The sequence below is a fragment of the Archangium violaceum genome (assembly GCF_016887565.1).
GTDB classification, from domain to species: Bacteria; Myxococcota; Myxococcia; order Myxococcales; family Myxococcaceae; genus Archangium; species Archangium violaceum_B.
Window position 1 is genome coordinate 12,071,556 of sequence record NZ_CP069396.1, and the last position, 15,824, is coordinate 12,087,379.

General features: G+C 70.7%; 14 protein-coding genes. 5 read left to right on the plus strand and 9 right to left on the minus strand.

The features are described from left to right. Window positions 1-82: 82 nt before the first annotated feature. A complete protein-coding gene (locus tag JRI60_RS54100; protein WP_239470168.1) occupies window positions 83-322 on the minus strand; it encodes a hypothetical protein in 240 nt (79 codons plus the stop codon). 9 nt (window positions 323-331) lie between these two features. On the opposite strand from JRI60_RS54100, the gene JRI60_RS54105 reads away from it, so the two are divergent. The 3 genes from JRI60_RS54105 to JRI60_RS48165 all read left to right on the plus strand — a co-directional run bounded on the left by JRI60_RS54105 (window position 332) and on the right by JRI60_RS48165 (window position 4,794). Beyond that, on the plus strand, window positions 332-1,864 hold the full coding sequence (locus tag JRI60_RS54105; protein WP_239470169.1) for a hypothetical protein: 1,533 nt from the start codon (window positions 332-334) through the stop codon (window positions 1,862-1,864). 155 nt (window positions 1,865-2,019) lie between these two features. After that, complete coding sequence (locus tag JRI60_RS48160; protein WP_204222814.1) at window positions 2,020-3,417, plus strand: hypothetical protein; 1,398 nt, start codon at window positions 2,020-2,022, stop codon at window positions 3,415-3,417. 9 nt (window positions 3,418-3,426) lie between these two features. After that, window positions 3,427-4,794, plus strand: coding sequence for a serine/threonine-protein kinase (locus JRI60_RS48165; RefSeq protein ID WP_204222815.1), 1,368 nt, complete (start codon window positions 3,427-3,429; stop codon window positions 4,792-4,794). On the opposite strand, the gene JRI60_RS48170 is transcribed toward JRI60_RS48165, so the two are convergent. Beyond that, on the minus strand, window positions 4,781-5,368 hold the full coding sequence (locus JRI60_RS48170; protein ID WP_239470170.1) for a DUF2378 family protein: 588 nt from the start codon (window positions 5,366-5,368) through the stop codon (window positions 4,781-4,783). The genes JRI60_RS48165 and JRI60_RS48170 overlap by 14 nt on opposite strands. A gap of 78 nt (window positions 5,369-5,446) precedes the next feature. Between JRI60_RS48170 and JRI60_RS48175 the strand changes: the two genes are divergently transcribed. Further along, on the plus strand, window positions 5,447-6,481 hold the full coding sequence (locus tag JRI60_RS48175; RefSeq protein ID WP_239470171.1) for a class I SAM-dependent methyltransferase: 1,035 nt from the start codon (window positions 5,447-5,449) through the stop codon (window positions 6,479-6,481). 6 nt (window positions 6,482-6,487) lie between these two features. On the opposite strand, the gene JRI60_RS48180 is transcribed toward JRI60_RS48175, so the two are convergent. Both JRI60_RS48180 and JRI60_RS48185 read right to left on the minus strand, forming a co-directional pair. Next, window positions 6,488-6,838 (minus strand): PilZ domain-containing protein, encoded by a 351-nt coding sequence (locus tag JRI60_RS48180; protein WP_239470172.1) that lies wholly within the window; start codon window positions 6,836-6,838, stop codon window positions 6,488-6,490. A 73-nt stretch (window positions 6,839-6,911) separates the two neighbouring features. Next, window positions 6,912-8,291, minus strand: a complete 1,380-nt coding sequence (locus JRI60_RS48185) for a sigma 54-interacting transcriptional regulator (RefSeq protein WP_204222816.1) — start codon at window positions 8,289-8,291, stop codon at window positions 6,912-6,914. A gap of 141 nt (window positions 8,292-8,432) precedes the next feature. On the opposite strand from JRI60_RS48185, the gene JRI60_RS48190 reads away from it, so the two are divergent. Further along, a complete protein-coding gene (locus JRI60_RS48190; RefSeq protein WP_204222817.1) occupies window positions 8,433-9,530 on the plus strand; it encodes an alpha/beta fold hydrolase in 1,098 nt (365 codons plus the stop codon). Window positions 9,531-9,600: 70 nt separating this feature from the next. On the opposite strand, the gene JRI60_RS48195 is transcribed toward JRI60_RS48190, so the two are convergent. The 5 genes from JRI60_RS48195 to JRI60_RS54110 form a co-directional block, all read right to left on the minus strand. Continuing rightward, window positions 9,601-10,296, minus strand: coding sequence for an endonuclease V (locus tag JRI60_RS48195; RefSeq protein ID WP_204222818.1), 696 nt, complete (start codon window positions 10,294-10,296; stop codon window positions 9,601-9,603). A gap of 8 nt (window positions 10,297-10,304) precedes the next feature. Then, window positions 10,305-11,201, minus strand: coding sequence for a DUF2381 family protein (locus tag JRI60_RS48200; protein ID WP_204222819.1), 897 nt, complete (start codon window positions 11,199-11,201; stop codon window positions 10,305-10,307). A 26-nt stretch (window positions 11,202-11,227) separates the two neighbouring features. Beyond that, window positions 11,228-12,940 carry a serine/threonine protein kinase gene (locus JRI60_RS48205; RefSeq protein ID WP_204222820.1) on the minus strand — a complete coding sequence of 571 codons (1,713 nt, stop codon included), beginning with the start codon at window positions 12,938-12,940 and terminating at the stop codon, window positions 11,228-11,230. A gap of 93 nt (window positions 12,941-13,033) precedes the next feature. After that, window positions 13,034-14,392 (minus strand): hypothetical protein, encoded by a 1,359-nt coding sequence (locus JRI60_RS48210; RefSeq protein WP_204222821.1) that lies wholly within the window; start codon window positions 14,390-14,392, stop codon window positions 13,034-13,036. Further along, window positions 14,379-15,734, minus strand: a complete 1,356-nt coding sequence (locus tag JRI60_RS54110; RefSeq protein ID WP_239470173.1) for a hypothetical protein — start codon at window positions 15,732-15,734, stop codon at window positions 14,379-14,381. Before JRI60_RS54110 ends, JRI60_RS48210 begins: the two co-directional genes overlap by 14 nt. Window positions 15,735-15,824: the final 90 nt, after the last annotated feature.

Here is a 15,824-nt window from a genome sequence, read left to right on the forward strand (position 1 = left end):
GTTGCGCGAGCTGCTGCGGCCCGTGGAGTTCATCGCCGAGCCGGTGCTCGCCCACCTCGAGTCCCTCACCCAGGGCAACCCGCTAGCGCTCGTCGAGCTGGTGCGCGCCCTGCGCGAGACGGGCGCGGTGCGGCCCGGGGCCCGGAGTGGCACCTGGGTGCTCGCCCCGGACGAGCTGCCGCGCGAGGCCATCACCACCCCCTTCGAGCGGGTGGTGCACCGCGCCCGCTCCGCGCTGCCGCACACCTCGCGTCTGCTGGCCTCGCTGTGCGCCGTGCTGGGCGAGTCCCTCCATATAAAGGATGTGGAGGCGGCCCAGCATGCGCTGGACGTGGCGGAGGAGCCGCAACGGGAGCTGGCGGCGCTCGACGCGGGCGCGGGCCTGGAGCGGCTCGCGCGCGCGGGGGTGCTCGAGGCCCGGGGAGACGGGCGCTACACCTTCCGCCACCGCATGCTGCGAGACGCGCTGAAGGCGGACACCCCGGCGCCCCTCCGCCGAGCCCTGCACCGGGCCGCGCTCCACGCCCTCCTGGCCGGAGGAGACGTGACACCCGAGTCCCCCGACATCCCCGCCCCCCGGCTGCTGCGACTGGCCGAGCACGCCGCCGCCTGCGGAGAGCATGGCACCGCGAGCCGGGCCTTCCTCTCCCTCGGAGAGCGCGCTCGGGCCGCCCACCGGGACGTGGAGGCGGAGCGGGCCTACAGCGCCGCGCTCGCGCACCTCCCGGAGTCCCACCCGCTGCGCGAGCGGGCCCTCGGAGGACGAGGCCGCGTGCGCAGCCGCACCCAGCGCTTCAGCGAGGCCATCGAGGACCTCGCCGCGGCGCGAGCGCTCGCGGATGCGCGGGGAGACGACGCGGCGGTGGTGGACCTGCTGCTCGTGGAGGCGACGCTGCACGACTGGCTGGAACGGCCGGAGGACTCCCAGCGCGCCGCCGAGCAGGCCTTCCTGCGGGAGGAGCGGCTCGCGGATGCGCGGCTTCGGCTGCGGTGCGCGCTGGCCCGGGGCCGGCACCATGCGCGCGAGGGCCGGTGGCGGGAGGCCGTGGACGTGCTCGCCCCCGCCGTCGCCGAGGCGGAGCGGCTGGACGACTTCGAGTCGGAGGCCATCGGCCGGCTGGTGCTCGGCGTGGCTCTCGCGTTCCTGCTGCGGGTGGACGAGTCGGCCGCGTGCTTCGAGGAGACCCTCACCCGGAGCCGGGCGCGGGGAGACCTGCTGCACCTGGGCACGGCACACCTCAACCGCCTGCAGCTGTGGCTGAGACTCCAGTCCGTGGAGCCGGCGCTGGTGGACCTGCGGGAGGCCGTGCGGGTGGCGCGCGAGCTGGGCCACGTGCAGCTGGAGCGGTGGGCCTCCTACAACCTCGCGGAGGTGTACCACTGGAGTGGCCGGAGCCCGGAGGCACTGCCCTACGCACGGCGAGCGCTGGCGCTCGGGGAGCGCTTCTTCGGAGACGCGCGGGTGGCACTGGACGCGGTGCTCGTCGCCCGTGTCGCCGCCGTGCTGGGCGAGTCCACCCTGGCGCACGAGAGCCTCGCCTGGGTGGAGCACCGCGTCCCCGCCGGGCAGCTGGGTCCCATGATGCGCGTGCACATGGAGCTCACCCGGAAGCTCCTGGCCCGAGCCGATCATCCCCCCGTCCCGGAAGAGGAACTCGCCGCCTGGCAGGAGCTCATCGACGCGTCCGCGCCAGTCGCCACGGACGACGAGGCGCTGGAGGTCCTGCATCACGCCATCGAAGCGGCCCTGGCGTCCGGCCAGTCCACCCGGGCGAGGGCGTGGTGGGACGAGGCGTGGAAGCGGTCCGCCGGTGCCCTCCACTGGAAGCCCCGGCTGTCCACGCTGGAGTCCCGGCTCGGCTGAGCCCGGCGTGTGCCCTGGCCGTCCACACCGGGGAGGGCCTGTAACCTGGCGGTCCACACCCCGGACGCGCGCCGGAGACACTCCCGGGAGAGGGCGCGGGAAACTCCTGGAAGGCCCGGAAGTTGCTGAGGGCCTCGGGTATGAGGAGAGCATCGATGCACGACCTGATGACGACCCGGTTCCTCCACCGCCTGCTGCTGGCGATGGCCCTGATGGGGCTCACCTGGGCGGGCGAGGCGGGAGCCACGCGCTGGGGCAACGGCCTGAACACCTGGGATTTGCGCTTCAACGCGCTCTCGGCCAACCCGGAGGCCAACGCCAGGATGGTGCAGGCACCGCTGCGCGCCGACATCTATGCGCTGTGGACGGGAGACAGCGTGCTGAGGGATCAGCTCGAGGACTCCAGCGCCCGCGCGTTCATGCAGTACGTGGTGGCGTGCGCGCTCGAGCCGTCACAGACCCTGTCGTGGACCGACCGGGCGGGCAGATACTACAAGTGGAAGGGCGAGCTCGGGCTGTGTCCCGCCTGGGCCTCGGGCGCGGCCTCCGAGCAGTGCCAGCGCTGGGTGTCTGCCTGCGTCCTGGCGCGCAACAACGCGTGGGGCTACCGGGTGCTGTTCTCGGCGCGAGGGGACCTCGGGTATGCCCCCGCCGTCTTCACGCCCCAACCCACGGTGAACACCGATGCCTACCAGCGCCTCACCCACCAGCCCGTCGCGAGCACCCTCGGCTGCGGCACGCAGCAGTACGGGGTGAACCGCGCCTGCGGCTTCCAGCTCGCCAAGGTGGGCCGCTGCACCGTGGGACAGCGCGTGCACCTGGGCGGTGGCGGCACTCCGTGGGACTACGCCTGCCCCGGCCCGACGCTCGGCAAGATGGTCTCCGGGGACATGGTGTTCCGGGTGTGCGAGGGGCTCGGCGCGTGTGATGGGAGCGCGGCGCTGGCCCAGTCGGAGGGGAGCTGCGGTGGCATCCTGCCCGCGGTGAGCTTCACCTGCCCCGCGAGCGCGACCTTCAGCGTGCTCACGGCGCCCTACTCCAGCACGGCCTGGGGCGAGGTGGACATCCAGGCCTGGTACGCGACCTATGCCGCGCCCGAGACGAGCGTGTTCCCCGTCCGGGAGGGCGCCTTCTGGGGCACCATCTTTGGCCCGGGCGCGGTGGCCTCCGGGGTCAAGGTCTACGTGGATGGGAGCGGAATCACCCACGGCAAGCAGCCGCCTCCGGTGCCGGGCTCCATCTACCCGAGGATGTATGCCTGCCAGGGACCTGGCTGGAGCGACACCCAGGCCTACGCCACCGCCCGGCTCTGCACGCTGCCGGGGCAGAACTGCGTGGCCCAACCCCTCGGCCGCTGCGACGCCACGCTGCCGAAGAACCCCGAGGTGCTCCGCTGCCAGACGAACAACGCCACCGGCTACGGCGACTACGGCCAGTGCGTGGGCGCCGATGGGATGGTGGGCTCGGAGGTCATCACGCCCTGGCTCAACCAGCCCTGCGACGTGGTGGGAGAGGGCTCCGCCTGCAAGACCCTGAGTGGCGTCCCCCAGTAGAGTCGCCGCATGACGCACGACCCACCCGCCCCCGGAGGCAGCACGCCGCGCCCGCTCTATGGCGAGGAGCTCGCGCCGGGTGCGCGCGTGGGGGGATTCCTCGTCGAGGAGGTGCGGCACCGGGGCGTGGTGGCGGTGCTCTACCGGGCGCGAGACGAGCGGAGCGGCGCGTCCGTGGCGCTCAAGGTGATGAGGCCGCAGTACGCCTCGTCCGAGAACGCGCTGCGCCGCTTCGAGCAGGAGTGCCGGACGCTGGAGCAGCTCGCCCATCCGCACATCGTCCGGGTGCTGGAGTCGGGCGAGCTGCGCGATGGCCGGCCCTGGCTGGCGATGGAGTGGTTGGAGGGCAGGGACCTGGAGGCGGAGCTGGCCGCGCGAGGCCCCTTCCCACCCCGCGAGGCGCTCCGGGTGCTGGAGCCGGTGGCCGCCGCGCTGGGCGCCGCGCACGCGCTCGGCATCGTCCACCGGGACATCAAGGCGCAGAACGTGATGGTGCGTCCGGGGGCGGGAGGAGCGCCGCACGTGACGCTGGTGGACTTCGGCATCGCCAAGCTGTTGGACCCGGGCCACCGGAGCCTCGCGCTGACGAGCACCGGGGTGACGGTGGGCACGCCGGTGGCGATGGCGCCCGAGCAGATTCTCGGAGCCCCGGTGGACGCGCGCACGGACCTGTACGGGCTCGGGGTGCTGCTCCACCAGCTGCTCACCGGCCGGCTCCCCTTCAGCGCTGGCAGTCAGGCCGAGCTGGAGGAGCTGCACCTGCACGCGCCACCGCCCTCGCCCTCGCACCTCGCCCCGGTGCCCACGGCGCTGGACGCGGTGGTGAAGCGCTGCCTCGCCAAGCGCCCCGAGGACCGCTACCCGGACACGGCGGCGCTGATGGAGGACCTGCGCCGCGCGCTCGAACCCTCGGCGGGGCCGGGGGGCCGGACACGGGGCCTGGGCCTCTACCTGTGCGCCCGTCCCGAGGCCGGCGAGGACGCGGACGACGACGCGCTCGATGCGCTGGACCGGGTGCTGGACGCCGCGCGGGAGGGACTGTCCCGGTGCGGGCTGGCCCTCATGGTGGAGGGAGCGGACTTCCTGCTGGCCGCCACGCCCCTGCCCCCGGACGCGAGTGCCTCGCGGGCACGGCGGCGCGAGGTGCTGGAGGCGCTCGACGCGCTCTGGCCGGAGTTGGAGCGGCACGTGGCCGGCGCGGGCATCCACCTCGAGGCCACGCTGCACCTGGCCGAGGCGGTGGTGGAACCGGACGCGTCCGGCGCGCCGCGCGTGGTGGACGGGCCGCTGCTGCGCGAGAGCGGCTGGACGCGGGGCGCCGGACGGCCCGGCGTCTTCGTCCCCCCCGAGGTGCTGGAGGGACTCACCACTCGATGAGGTACTCGGCCTCGTCGAGGCCGAGCTTCTTGACCTCCACACGTCCGGGGCAGCCCACGGCCCGGAGCGCCTCCTCCAACAAGCCCTGGTGGAACTCCACGGGCTGCATGTCGCCGCGGAAGTGCAGGCGCACGCGGCGCTCGCCCAGCGCGGTGTACTCCCGCTGGCCGTAGCTCACCGCGGTGCCGTAGGCGGTGGGCGAGCTGGACAGGAGCCGCTTGGGGTCTCCCTTTCCGATGATGTTGGTGAGCGTCTTGCCCACGCTGGACTGGAAGAATCCGCCGATCGCCGCCGCGCCACAGGCTCGGATGGCGTCATCGATGGACCCGTAGCGCGGAGAGAGCAGCTCGCCCGCGCCGTAGAGCACCTTGAGGAAGTCGCGGACCGGATAGGAGAAGAAGTCCACCAGGGGCTTCTTCGCGATGGTGGCGCGCAGCTCCGTCGACGTCTTTTCTCCGAGATGCTGGGCCACCAGCTTGAAGACGGCGTTGAAGATGAGACCGCGGACGGTGGCGCCCTCGGGGGCGGCCCCCATCCGCTGCTCGAGTTCCTGGACGACGGCGGGAGAAGGCATGGGGGAGGAATTTTGACACAACCTGGGAATCAAGGGTCCCCCCCTTGGGGCCGCTCCTGCATCCACGGTAGGGTGGAGGTGAAGGACTCGACCGGGTACATCCTCTTGAATCCGCTCCCCCTCCGCCGTTCTCCCTCCGAGTCTCCCCCCTCCTTCGAGGCCGCGCTCTCCCACCTGGTGTCCTGGTTGGAGGCGCTGGAAAATTCCGAGCGCATCAGACTCGCCCCCCACGAGTCGGACACGCTCCAGCTCGAGGAGCTCCTGCATGCCGTGTGGTGGGCGGGGGGGAAGCCCGGGGCACCGGGCCTGGCGCGCGCCTCGCCGGAGCAGGCCCGCTTCCGCGCCGAGGCCGGGCCGCGCTTCTGGAAGAGCGCGGTGCTGCGGCGCTGCTGGGAGAAGCCTCGCGGCTACGCGGGAGACTTCCTGATGATGGAGTCGCTCTACCGGCACACGCCCGCCGGGGAGACGCCCTTCGAGCGGTGGATGGATGCCTGGGCGCTGGAGCTGCCGGGCTTCCAGGCGGTGCGCAACCGCCGGGACATCCTGAGCGCGCTGCTGCGAGAGGAGCACGCGCGAGGGGCGCGCCGGGTGATGAACGTGGCCTCGGGCTCGGCGCCGGAGCTGTCCGCGGTGGCGCGAGAGGTCTCCTTCGAGCGGGTGACGTTGCTGGACCAGGACCAGGGCGCGCTGGACGCGGCGCTGGCCAGCTTCACGCGGGCGGGCGCGCTGCCGGCCACGCGGCACGAGGCGCTGCGGCTGTGGTGCGGCTCGGTGCTGGAGCTGCTGCGCAACCGCAGCGAGCTGGCGCCGGGCACGCAGGACTTCATCTACTCCATCGGGCTCTACGACTACCTCACGGAGCGCTTCGCCCGGGGCCTCACCACGAAGCTGTGGAACGGGATTGCGCCGGGCGGGCTGCTGGTGCTGGGCAACTTCAACGGGCACAACCCGATGCACCACTTCACCGAGAGCGCGCTGGACTGGTACCTCATCTACCGCGACCCCGAGGACATGCTGCGGTTGGTGGAGGGGCTGCCCGGGGTGGAGCGCGCGGAGGTGCGGACCGAGGACACCGGCTGCCTGCACCTGCTGGTGGCGCGCAAGGCCGGGTAGCGGCGCTCAGAAGAGCTGCTCGGGGTCCTCATGGGGCCCCGGGTCCTGGCCGGCGAGCTCCACCAGGGGCGCGTCGTCGATGAGGTAGGGCTCGAAGTCGGCGGCGACGGCGAACCACGGGCCCACCGGGCGGGTGCGCACCACGCTGAAGGTCTGCGGGGAGCGTCCGAGCCAGGGCAGGTGGACCTCGACGCGCTCGCCGGGCCGCATCGCCACGGGCGTGACGAAGAGACAGCCGGAGCGGGAGATGTTGAAGATCTCCGCCGCCACCTCCGCGTCTCCGCGGAGGAACTGGATGCGCAGACGCACGCGGTGACGGGGGTAACGACGGCGCTCGGGACCGCTCAGGATGCTCACGACGACTCCCCTGGCTGCGAACTTCCCCCAGCAGCCTAGCCAACCTCGGGGCGGGTGTCGCCCCCTGCCCGGCTCAGGGCTTGAGGTTGTGCCGGCGCATGAGGCGGTAGAAATAGACGCGGTCCATCTGCGCCTCGGCGGCGGCCTGGGCCACCTTGCCCTGGTGGCGCTCGAGGAGCGACTGGAGGTAGCGCCGCTCGAACTCGTCGATGGCGCGCCGCCGGGCCTCCGGGTAGGGGAGCGCCGAGAGCGTGGAGGGCACGTTCCACGCGGGGCCGTCCTCCTCGCTCAGGGGCATGGCCTCCTCGAAGACGAGGCAGCGCTCGAGGTAGTTGCGCAGCTCGCGCACGTTGCCGGGCCAGGCGAACTGTTGAAGGCGGGAGAGGAACTCGGGGGTGCGCAGGGGCGCGAGCCGCTCCGGGTCCGCGCCCGCGCCGGCGAGGAGCTGCTCGGCGATGACGGGGATGTCCTCGGGGCGCTCGCGCAGGGCGGGCAGGGAGATGCGCACCACGGCGAGCCGGAAGAAGAGATCCGAACGGAAGCGGCCCGCGTTCACCTCGGCGCGCAGGTCGCGGTGGGTGGCGGCGATGATGCGCACGTCCACCGGCACGTGGACGTTGGAGCCCAAACGGCGGATCTGCCGCTCCTCCAGCACGCGCAGCAGCTTGGCCTGGAGCTCGAGGGGGATTTCACCAATCTCGTCGAGGAAGATGGTGCCGCCCTGGGCCTCCTCGAAGGCGCCGACGCGGCGGGAGGCGGCGCCGGTGAAGGCGCCCTTCTCGTGGCCGAAGAGCTCGCTCTCCAGGAGGTTGGCGGGGATGGCGCCGCAGTCGACGATGAGGAAGGGCCTGTCGCGGCGGGAGCTGGACTGGTGGATGGCCTGGGCGGCCTGGCTCTTGCCGGTGCCCGTCTCGCCCTCGAGGAGCACGGTGACATCGGTGCCGGCGGCGCGCTCCATGCGGGCGAAGCAGGCGCGCATGACGGCCGAGGTGCCCACGAGGCTGCCGAGCCGGGTGGTGTCGGAGAGGGGGAGCTTGTTGCGCTCGGAGCTGAAGTCGAAGCGCACGGTGGCGCGCCCGAGGCGCAGGAGGCTGCCGCCGCGCAGGAAGGACTCGAGCACCTGCACGCCGTCCACGACGACGCCGTTGAGGCTGTCGAGGTCCTTCACGCGGGCGCCGTCGGTGCCGATGCGCACCTCGCAGTGGAAGCGCGACACCGTCTCGTCGTCGAGCACCAGGTCGTTGAGCGGGTGCGAGCCGATGGAGCAGCGGTCCGCGCCGGACTCCCAGACGGTGCCGGGCGAGGGGCCCTCGAGGACGGTGAGGCGGAAGCGGCGCACCGAGGAGGGCTCCATCCCCCGGCGTGTCCCATGAGGACGGGTGACCTGAAGCCCCTCGTCCGCCGGGTCCCTCGAGTCGCTCGAAGCGCCCCCCTTCCGGTCCATCTCGCTCATCGCCGGAAAGGTAGCACGGGCCCTCGCGTGCGAGCGGCCGGGCCCTCGGGTTCCATGCTGGCCCTTCTGCCCGAGGTGCAAGCCGACAGCGGGATGGGACGTGGCGGCGCGTGACTAGCTTTGGGTGCGAGGAGGAGTGGCATGGAACGTTCGACCCGACGCATCCTCACGGGGGTGGGAGTGGGGCTTCCACTCATGGCCCTGGGCGCCCGGCTGTGGAGCAGCCAGGGCACCACGCCGCCCATCCAGGAGGGACGGGGCGGAGGCCTGTCCGACGGCATCGCGTCGCTGGAGCCGGTGCGACTTGGGGGAGTGGACCAGTGGCTGTTGATGCGCGGGCGGAGCATCCACAACCCGCTGCTGCTCTTCCTGTCGGGAGGCCCTGGGGGCTCGGAGATGGCCTGGGTGCGCCACTTCAACGCGGAGCTGGAGGAGCACTTCGTGGTGGTGCAGTGGGACCAGCGCGGCGCGGCCAAATCATACGCCGCGTTGAAGGACCGGGACGCGCTCACGCTGGACCAGTTCGTCTCGGACGCGAGCGAGCTGCTCGAGCTGCTGACCACCCGCTTCTCGCAGGACAAGGTGTTCCTCGTGGGCCACTCGTGGGGGAGCATCCTGGGGGTGCTGCTGGCCCAGCGCCGTCCCGAGCGAATCCACGCCTACGTGGGTACGGGCCAGCAGGTGAACTTCCTGGAGAACGACACCGTCAGCCACCTGCGCGCATACGAGCTGGCGATGAGGTACGACGACAACCAGGCGCTCGCGAAGCTGGCGAGCATCGGTCCGCCGCCCTACACGGGCCCGGACATGGCGAAGCGGTACATGACGCTCATGTCGCTCGCGAGTCGGCATGCGGGCCGCCGGAGCATCGTACCCGAGCTGCTCTCCTCCATCCTGAAGGCGCCCGAGTACTCACTGAGGGACAAGGTGCACCTGTTCCTGGGGCTGAGGGACACATTCCCACTGGTGTACCCGCAGCTGGCGGGGCTGGACCTGGCGGCGCAAGTGCCGAGACTGGAGGTGCCGGTCTGGTTCCTGCTTGGGCGAGAGGACTACGTGACGCCGTCGGAGATCGCCGCGCGCTACCTGGAGCAGATGGAGGCACCGAGCAAGACGCTCATCTGGTTCGAGCACTCGGGACACACGCCGCAGTTCGAGGAGCCTGAGAAGTTCAACCGGGTGCTCATCCAGCAGGTGCAAGCGATGGCCGAGACGAGGTCCGAGGTCCTACTCCACTAAGTCATACACCCGGAGAGCTTGAACCCAACTCCGAGGTCCCGTGGATGTCCCCTCTCCCTCTGGGAGAGGGCTAGGGTGAGGGTATAGGGTCCCCCAAGCGTCGCACCTCGTTCACCAACCTGTGAGCGAACCGTGTGGTCTCCGGCTCGCGATAGCGCGGAGACACGCGCAGCACGAGCTCGACGGCGGTGGGCAGGTCCATCAGGTGGCCGGGAGACACGTAAACAGGCAGCACGCCCTTGCGAGTACGAACCGCCATGCCCACCACCTCGCCCTGGTGGACGATCTCCGCCAGGGAACCGCGCTCCTGGCCGAGCGGCCCATGCTGGCCCACCAGCAGGGACTTGGCACATCCAATGGAGGGCACACCGAACAACATGCCTCCGTGACACGCGAGGCCGAGACGCCGGGGGTGGGCCGTGCCCTGCCCGTCGAAGATGAGCACATCCGGCCGCACCTCCAACTGGCGCCAGACCTCCACGAGCACGGGCAGCTCGCGGAAGGACAGCAGCCCGGGCACATAGGGAAAACCCAGCTTCACCGAGGCACTGGCCTGGGCCACGGGCTTCAACGTGCCCGCGTCCAGCACCACGATGCCGCCATAGGCCATCTTGGCGCCGCGGCTCATGGAGATGTCCGCGCCGGCCACGCGCTCCACCTTCAGTCCTCTGGGCGGACGCAACACCAGACGCTCACGCAGCTCGCGCTGGAGCGCCACGGCCTGCTTGGGTGTCAGGTCCCATCCATGCAGGGGCACGTACTCCATGGGCGCTCCTAGGGAATGGTGACTCCGGGGATGGTGAGCTGGCGGGGACCCGCCTCCTTCAACCAGAGCGAGTAGTTGCCGGAGGGCGCGTCATCGGCGTTCTCGACCTCCACGACGATCTGCTGTTTGCCATTGCCGGCGATGGCCTCGCCCTGCCAGAAGCGCAGGCCCTTCACCTTCTCGCCCCGAGCGTTCATCAAGGAGGCCTCGACGGCCATCCAGGGCTCCGGGCCCGAGTTGGCCACCCAGACCTCCAGGGCGACACTGGTATCGGAGCGATAGCCAGCGCCCTTGACCAGGGAGAGCCCGTCCACGGAGCGACCATCGACCTCGGGCCGGAACATGCGCGCCTGGACACCGGTCATCGAGATGGTTCCGTTGACGATGGCGCCTCGCAGGCCCTTGAGGACCTGGCGCTCGGCGCGCAGCCGCTCGAGCTCCTCCAGGAGCTGCCGGGACCGGGCGCGCTCCTGGGCCACCTCCTGCTGGTAGGACTCGCGGGTGCGCGTGTCACGGTACACCTCCACCTGCCGGGTCGCCCGCGCCTGATGGGCCACCAGGACGAAGGGGATGACGTCCGGGGCGGCTCCGTTCGCGAAACGCACCGTCAGCCGCAGGCGCTCCCCGGGAGCCATGTCACGCGGAGGAACGAAGCCGATACCGTTGCGGCCCCGCATCACCTCGAGGAAGCGCGTCTCGTCCTCCAGCTCCACGACGATGGGAGCATCGAAGAGCAACCCGGTCATGAGCCCCGGGCTGACACACACCTCGCGCGCCGCCTCGGGAGTCGCGGCCAGCTCGATGCGCCGCACGTCCTCGCAGAGGGCGTTCTCGGAGGGACCCCGGGTGGGAGAGGCGCCCAGGAAGACCAGGCTCACGAGGGCCACGGTGGAGGATGGGAGCATGGATGACGGTCTCCAGGGCGAGCCAGTCAGTACTTGTACATGGAGTTGGGGAGGGGAATCAGATCGAAGACGGTGGCGATGAGCACCCGGTCGCGCGTGCTCTTGGAATCCATCGGGACCCCGCGCTCGCCATAGCGGCTGAGCTCCAGACAGATGGGGAGGGTCTCTCCACTGGGGAGCCGCATCTCGGTGAAGCGGCCATACACCTGGTTCTTGCCGAAGACGAGCCGCCCGGACATGGCCGTCCCGCTGGGGATGTCGCCCCAACCGGGGAGCGGAATGATGGAGAAGTCGCCCTCGCGCACGGGCATGACCGAGTGGACGTCGTTGGAGAGGAGGATGGGGGGCTGAGGCCCCTTCTTCATCTTGAAGCGCTCATAGGTCTCCCGGACGCCGGGTGGACAGTCCGCCTGGGTCGGCAGCTGGGGAGTGGTCGCGCACGCCGAGCAGGCAACGGCGGTGGCCGCGACCAGACCGCGCAGGGGCTTCGACTTCGTCATCTCGGGTTCCTCGCTGGACGTCGCACGGGCGACGGGCGCGGGGATGGATGACTCGGGAGGTGCCGCGCCGGCGCCAACGTCTCCCGTCACCTGGGGAGGCGCCAATTCCTGGCGGGAGCCAGCCTTTTGAGACGGGAGGGGGTCAGCCGACTCTACACGTTGGGTGGTGGACGATGCCCGCGAGGGTCGCCACCCCTTCACGGCGAGGAGGGAGAGCGCTCCGGCCGCCACGAGCGCCGCGAGCAGCGCGAGTCCGGCCCCCCACCTCCGAGGGGTACGCCAGGGGCGCTCGCGAACCGGCGGAGCCTGTTTCACGGGCCGCGAGTCACCGGGGAACAGCGGGGTGCGCCAGGAGTCGTCGGCCCGGGACAGCTCCGCCTCCAGGGCGGTGGCGAGCGCCCCGGCATCCGGGAACCGAGCCTCGGGCGCCTTCTCCAGCATGCGCAGACACAGGTCGCTCAGGGCGCGAGGGACTCGCGAGTTGAGCGCGTGGGGCGCCGCCGGAGTCTCCTGGAGGATGGCGCGGATCATCCCCGGTTCGAGCCGCTCGCCGAAGGGCAGCCTGCGCGTCAGGAGCGCGTAGGTGGCGACCCCGAGCGCCCACAGGTCGTCCGAGGGCCCGGCGGGATAGGGCTCGGAGCTGTCGCTCTCGCGGACGAAGCGCCAGGCCTCGGGGCTGCGGTACTCGGGAGTCCCGGGGGGGAGCACGGCGGTGAGACGAGGGGCGCCCGCGTAGCCGGCCGCGCCGAAGTCCACCAGCACGGGTTGCCCATCCGCCTCGCGCACGAGGACGTTGGCCTCCTTGATATCCCGGTGCACCACACCCGAGGCATGCACGGCGGCCAGGGCGCTCGCGAGGGGCAACAGCACCTGGCGCACCAGACCGAGGGCGGAGGGGTTCTCCTCGAGGGCCCAGACGTCCAGGGGACGGCCCTCGACGAGCTCCAGGACGAGCACCAGGAAGCGCGGGGCGTCGTCCGGCCAGAGGCTGTAGCCGTGGAGGCCCACCACATGGGGGTGGCGGACCTTGCGCAGGGAGTCCACCTCGCGCTCGCCGCGGACATCCAGGGGAAGCAGCTTGAGGGCGAAGGCCCGTCCGCCCCGGCTGGCGCGGAGGACGGCACCGAAGCTGCCGGAGGCGAGCCGCGCCTCGACGGTGAAGCCCGCCACCTGGGCACCGGGAGTACAGTCCAACCCGGGTGGCCCCCAGGCCCCTCCGGCGCTCTCGTTCTCGCGCATCCCACCGACCTCCGAAGACATCGGAGGCTACCAGACCCACTCCGCGAGTAGCCCCGGCTTCTCCAGGTTCCGGTCCGGAAGCGGAAGGAGTCCTCAATGGGCCTGTGCGCGCGCGAGTCGCTGAGCCACGCGGAAGAGCTGGGTGCAGGAGTAGTCGAGGGGAGCGCCGCGCTCCTGGAAGGCATGGCGGGCGCGCAGGAAGGGAAGCCAGGCCCTGTCCCCCACCACCACCGCCGATTCCTCCAGCTTTCGACGAGGCACCCAGCGGCCCCCCAGGGAGTGCACCAGATGCATGCCCAGCAAAGCCCCTAGCGGGGGGATGAGCAGTTCCTCATCCCCATACGTCGGCCCCTCTTCAGGCGTGGGCCGCCCACCCCGGCCAGAGCGCCACAGGTAGTAATCCAACCGCGGTAGCGCATCCACCGAGCCCTCCTCCAGAGCCGGAACCTGCTTGTGGAGCATCAAGATGAGCCGCTTGAGGAAGACGCCCTCGTAGATGTCGACCTCCCGCTGCACGTCATCGACATCGGACGCTGGAACATCAGCGGCGGGCAGCCACTCGGTGACGGGAGGTGGGCGGTAGCTGTTGAAGCGCTCGACGTTCCGTCGCTGCTCGGGCAAGCCCAGTGCCTCCACCTTCAACCAGAGGATGTCGGCCACATCCTCGTCGAACTCGACGGGGATGGGAGTGAAGACGAGCGAGCGCTGACGCAGGGTAGCGAGCGTCTCCTCCAGCTTCAGCTCGGGGCGCAGGTGCACCAGGGCACGGGCCTGGGCGACACGGGCCTCCTCGGAATCGAAGTCCGCGGGAGTGTGACGGGAGAGCCACATCACGGCACCACCGGGCAACTGCTCCACGTGAACGGAGGGCACGGACATCAGGCGCTCACGGCCGAGCTCCTCCACCATGCGTGGGCCGTACACGTTGAGCCAGTAGGCCTCGTACACCCGCTTCGGTTGGCGCGTACTCGTCCGGTGCGGGTCGCTCCCCAGGAAGAAGTCGGTGTAGCTGTGGGCCAGTCCGTAGGAGATGGGGAAGCGCTGGGCGAAGGAACGCACCAGGGACACGAAGCGGTGGGCGTACTCTTCGCGCTGTCCCTCTTCACGAACGATGGAGAAGGGTTTGAGCGTCAACTCGAGGGAGAAGCGGGTGTCCTCGGAGCCCTGGTCGGGAAAGCTGAGTCCAAGGTGTATGTCCGGTGGCAGGTAGCGAGAAAAACCGATCCTCGTGCTGGCACCGTACCTGAACTCGTTGAGCCGCTTGTGCAGCATCTGGCGCGAATACTTCAGGTACCGCGACAGATACACGCGACCCGGCCGCAGAGCCGCATCAAGGGACTCGACGAAGTCCAACACCTCGTCCAGCCCATCATGCTCCCGTTCCAGGGGATTGATGGGGGAGTACAGCTGCAAGGTGAAGTCATCCGCTTTGTTCCAGTCATTGTGGTGCATGGAAGTGGAGCTCGACGTTGAGATCCTCTGCTTTGCGAATGAGTTTGACCTTGAGCCCAGGCGCCATTTCCGCCCCATCGTAAACGAGGTGGACACGTGAGACGTTAACCTTGCGCCCAAAGAGAGGGTGCCCGGGTCTTCGCACCTCCACCGTGCCACCATACTTCGTCAACGCTTCCCGTGCGTCAGCCGCGAGGTGCGCGTCGATCACATCTTCGCTCATGGACTTGAAGTCGCGCTTCTTGTTGCTGAAGGAGTGGACGGAGGGCGTCTGGCCAGGGCGCAGGGAGGCCTCGTCCACGACGAACTGGTCCACATAGGTGAGCGAGACACGGCCCTCGTGCGCCAATCCCACGTTCTCCATCACCAGGGGCTGCTCGAGACCTCGCAGCCAGTGTCTCTGTCCCCTCGCGAGTCCCGCATCCTGTCTGAGAACCCGCGCCACGCTCCCCTGAAACGCCAGCGCCTCCTGGAACCGGCCACGAAAGGCGTTGTAGCCATCCCACTTCAGCGGCGGCTTCACCGGGGGGGCGTCGGGAGGCCATTGCCGGGCCCCCGAGAGTTCCTCGTAGCGCCGCTCCCAATACGCCACATAGTCCACCCACCTGCTCTCGGTAACGGACACTCCAGATGGAGGCTGGTGCACCGAGGGCCGGTAACGGGCAAGTGCCTCCAATTGCGCCGGGAGACGCGCGCCGGATTCCAGCGCCTCGGCCTCGGTGAAGCGAGCCTCCAGTGCCGCCGCATCCTCCAGCGACAACCCGCGCCCTACCCCACCCGCCAGCGTCCGCACCTCCGCCCCGGCCGCCTTCGCCTCCGCCACCTCCAACACACTCCCCACGAGCAGCACGCTCAGGGCGGCGTTGAGCACGGCGTTCTCCACGCCCTTGCGCCGGGCCTCCCGCTCGAAGCTGCGCGCCAGCACGTGCCGGAGCCGCGTGCCCCCCGCCTCATGCGAGGGAATCAGCTCCTCGAGGAACGCCCATCGCACCGTGCACGTGGGCAGCGAGGGACACACCAGACCCAGCGCCTGCTCCGCCAGCTTCTCGCCGCCAGCGGCGACCTGCGCCTCCAGCTGGCCGAAGAGCACCCGGGCCCGCGCGTCGCCCCGCTGCGCGTCCGCATACACCCGCTCCAGGTGCTCGGAGCGGTGCACCAGCAACACGTCGGAGTATCTGCCCGTCAACCGTCCCGCGGCGTCGCAATACAGGGCGTAGTCGAACGCAGGCGCCACGTCCTCCCGCCACACCTCGGGCGGCGCGGCGCCATCCTCACCGCAACTGCTGCCACCCAGGACGAGGCTCAGCACCACCCATGCGACAACCCGCGGCCAATGACCCATGGTCCGAGAGTCTTCCCGGGACGAACGGACCGGGCAATGTCCCCCTGCTCGGGCTCCAGACGGGGCATGGCCCCGAGCCCGAGAGCCACG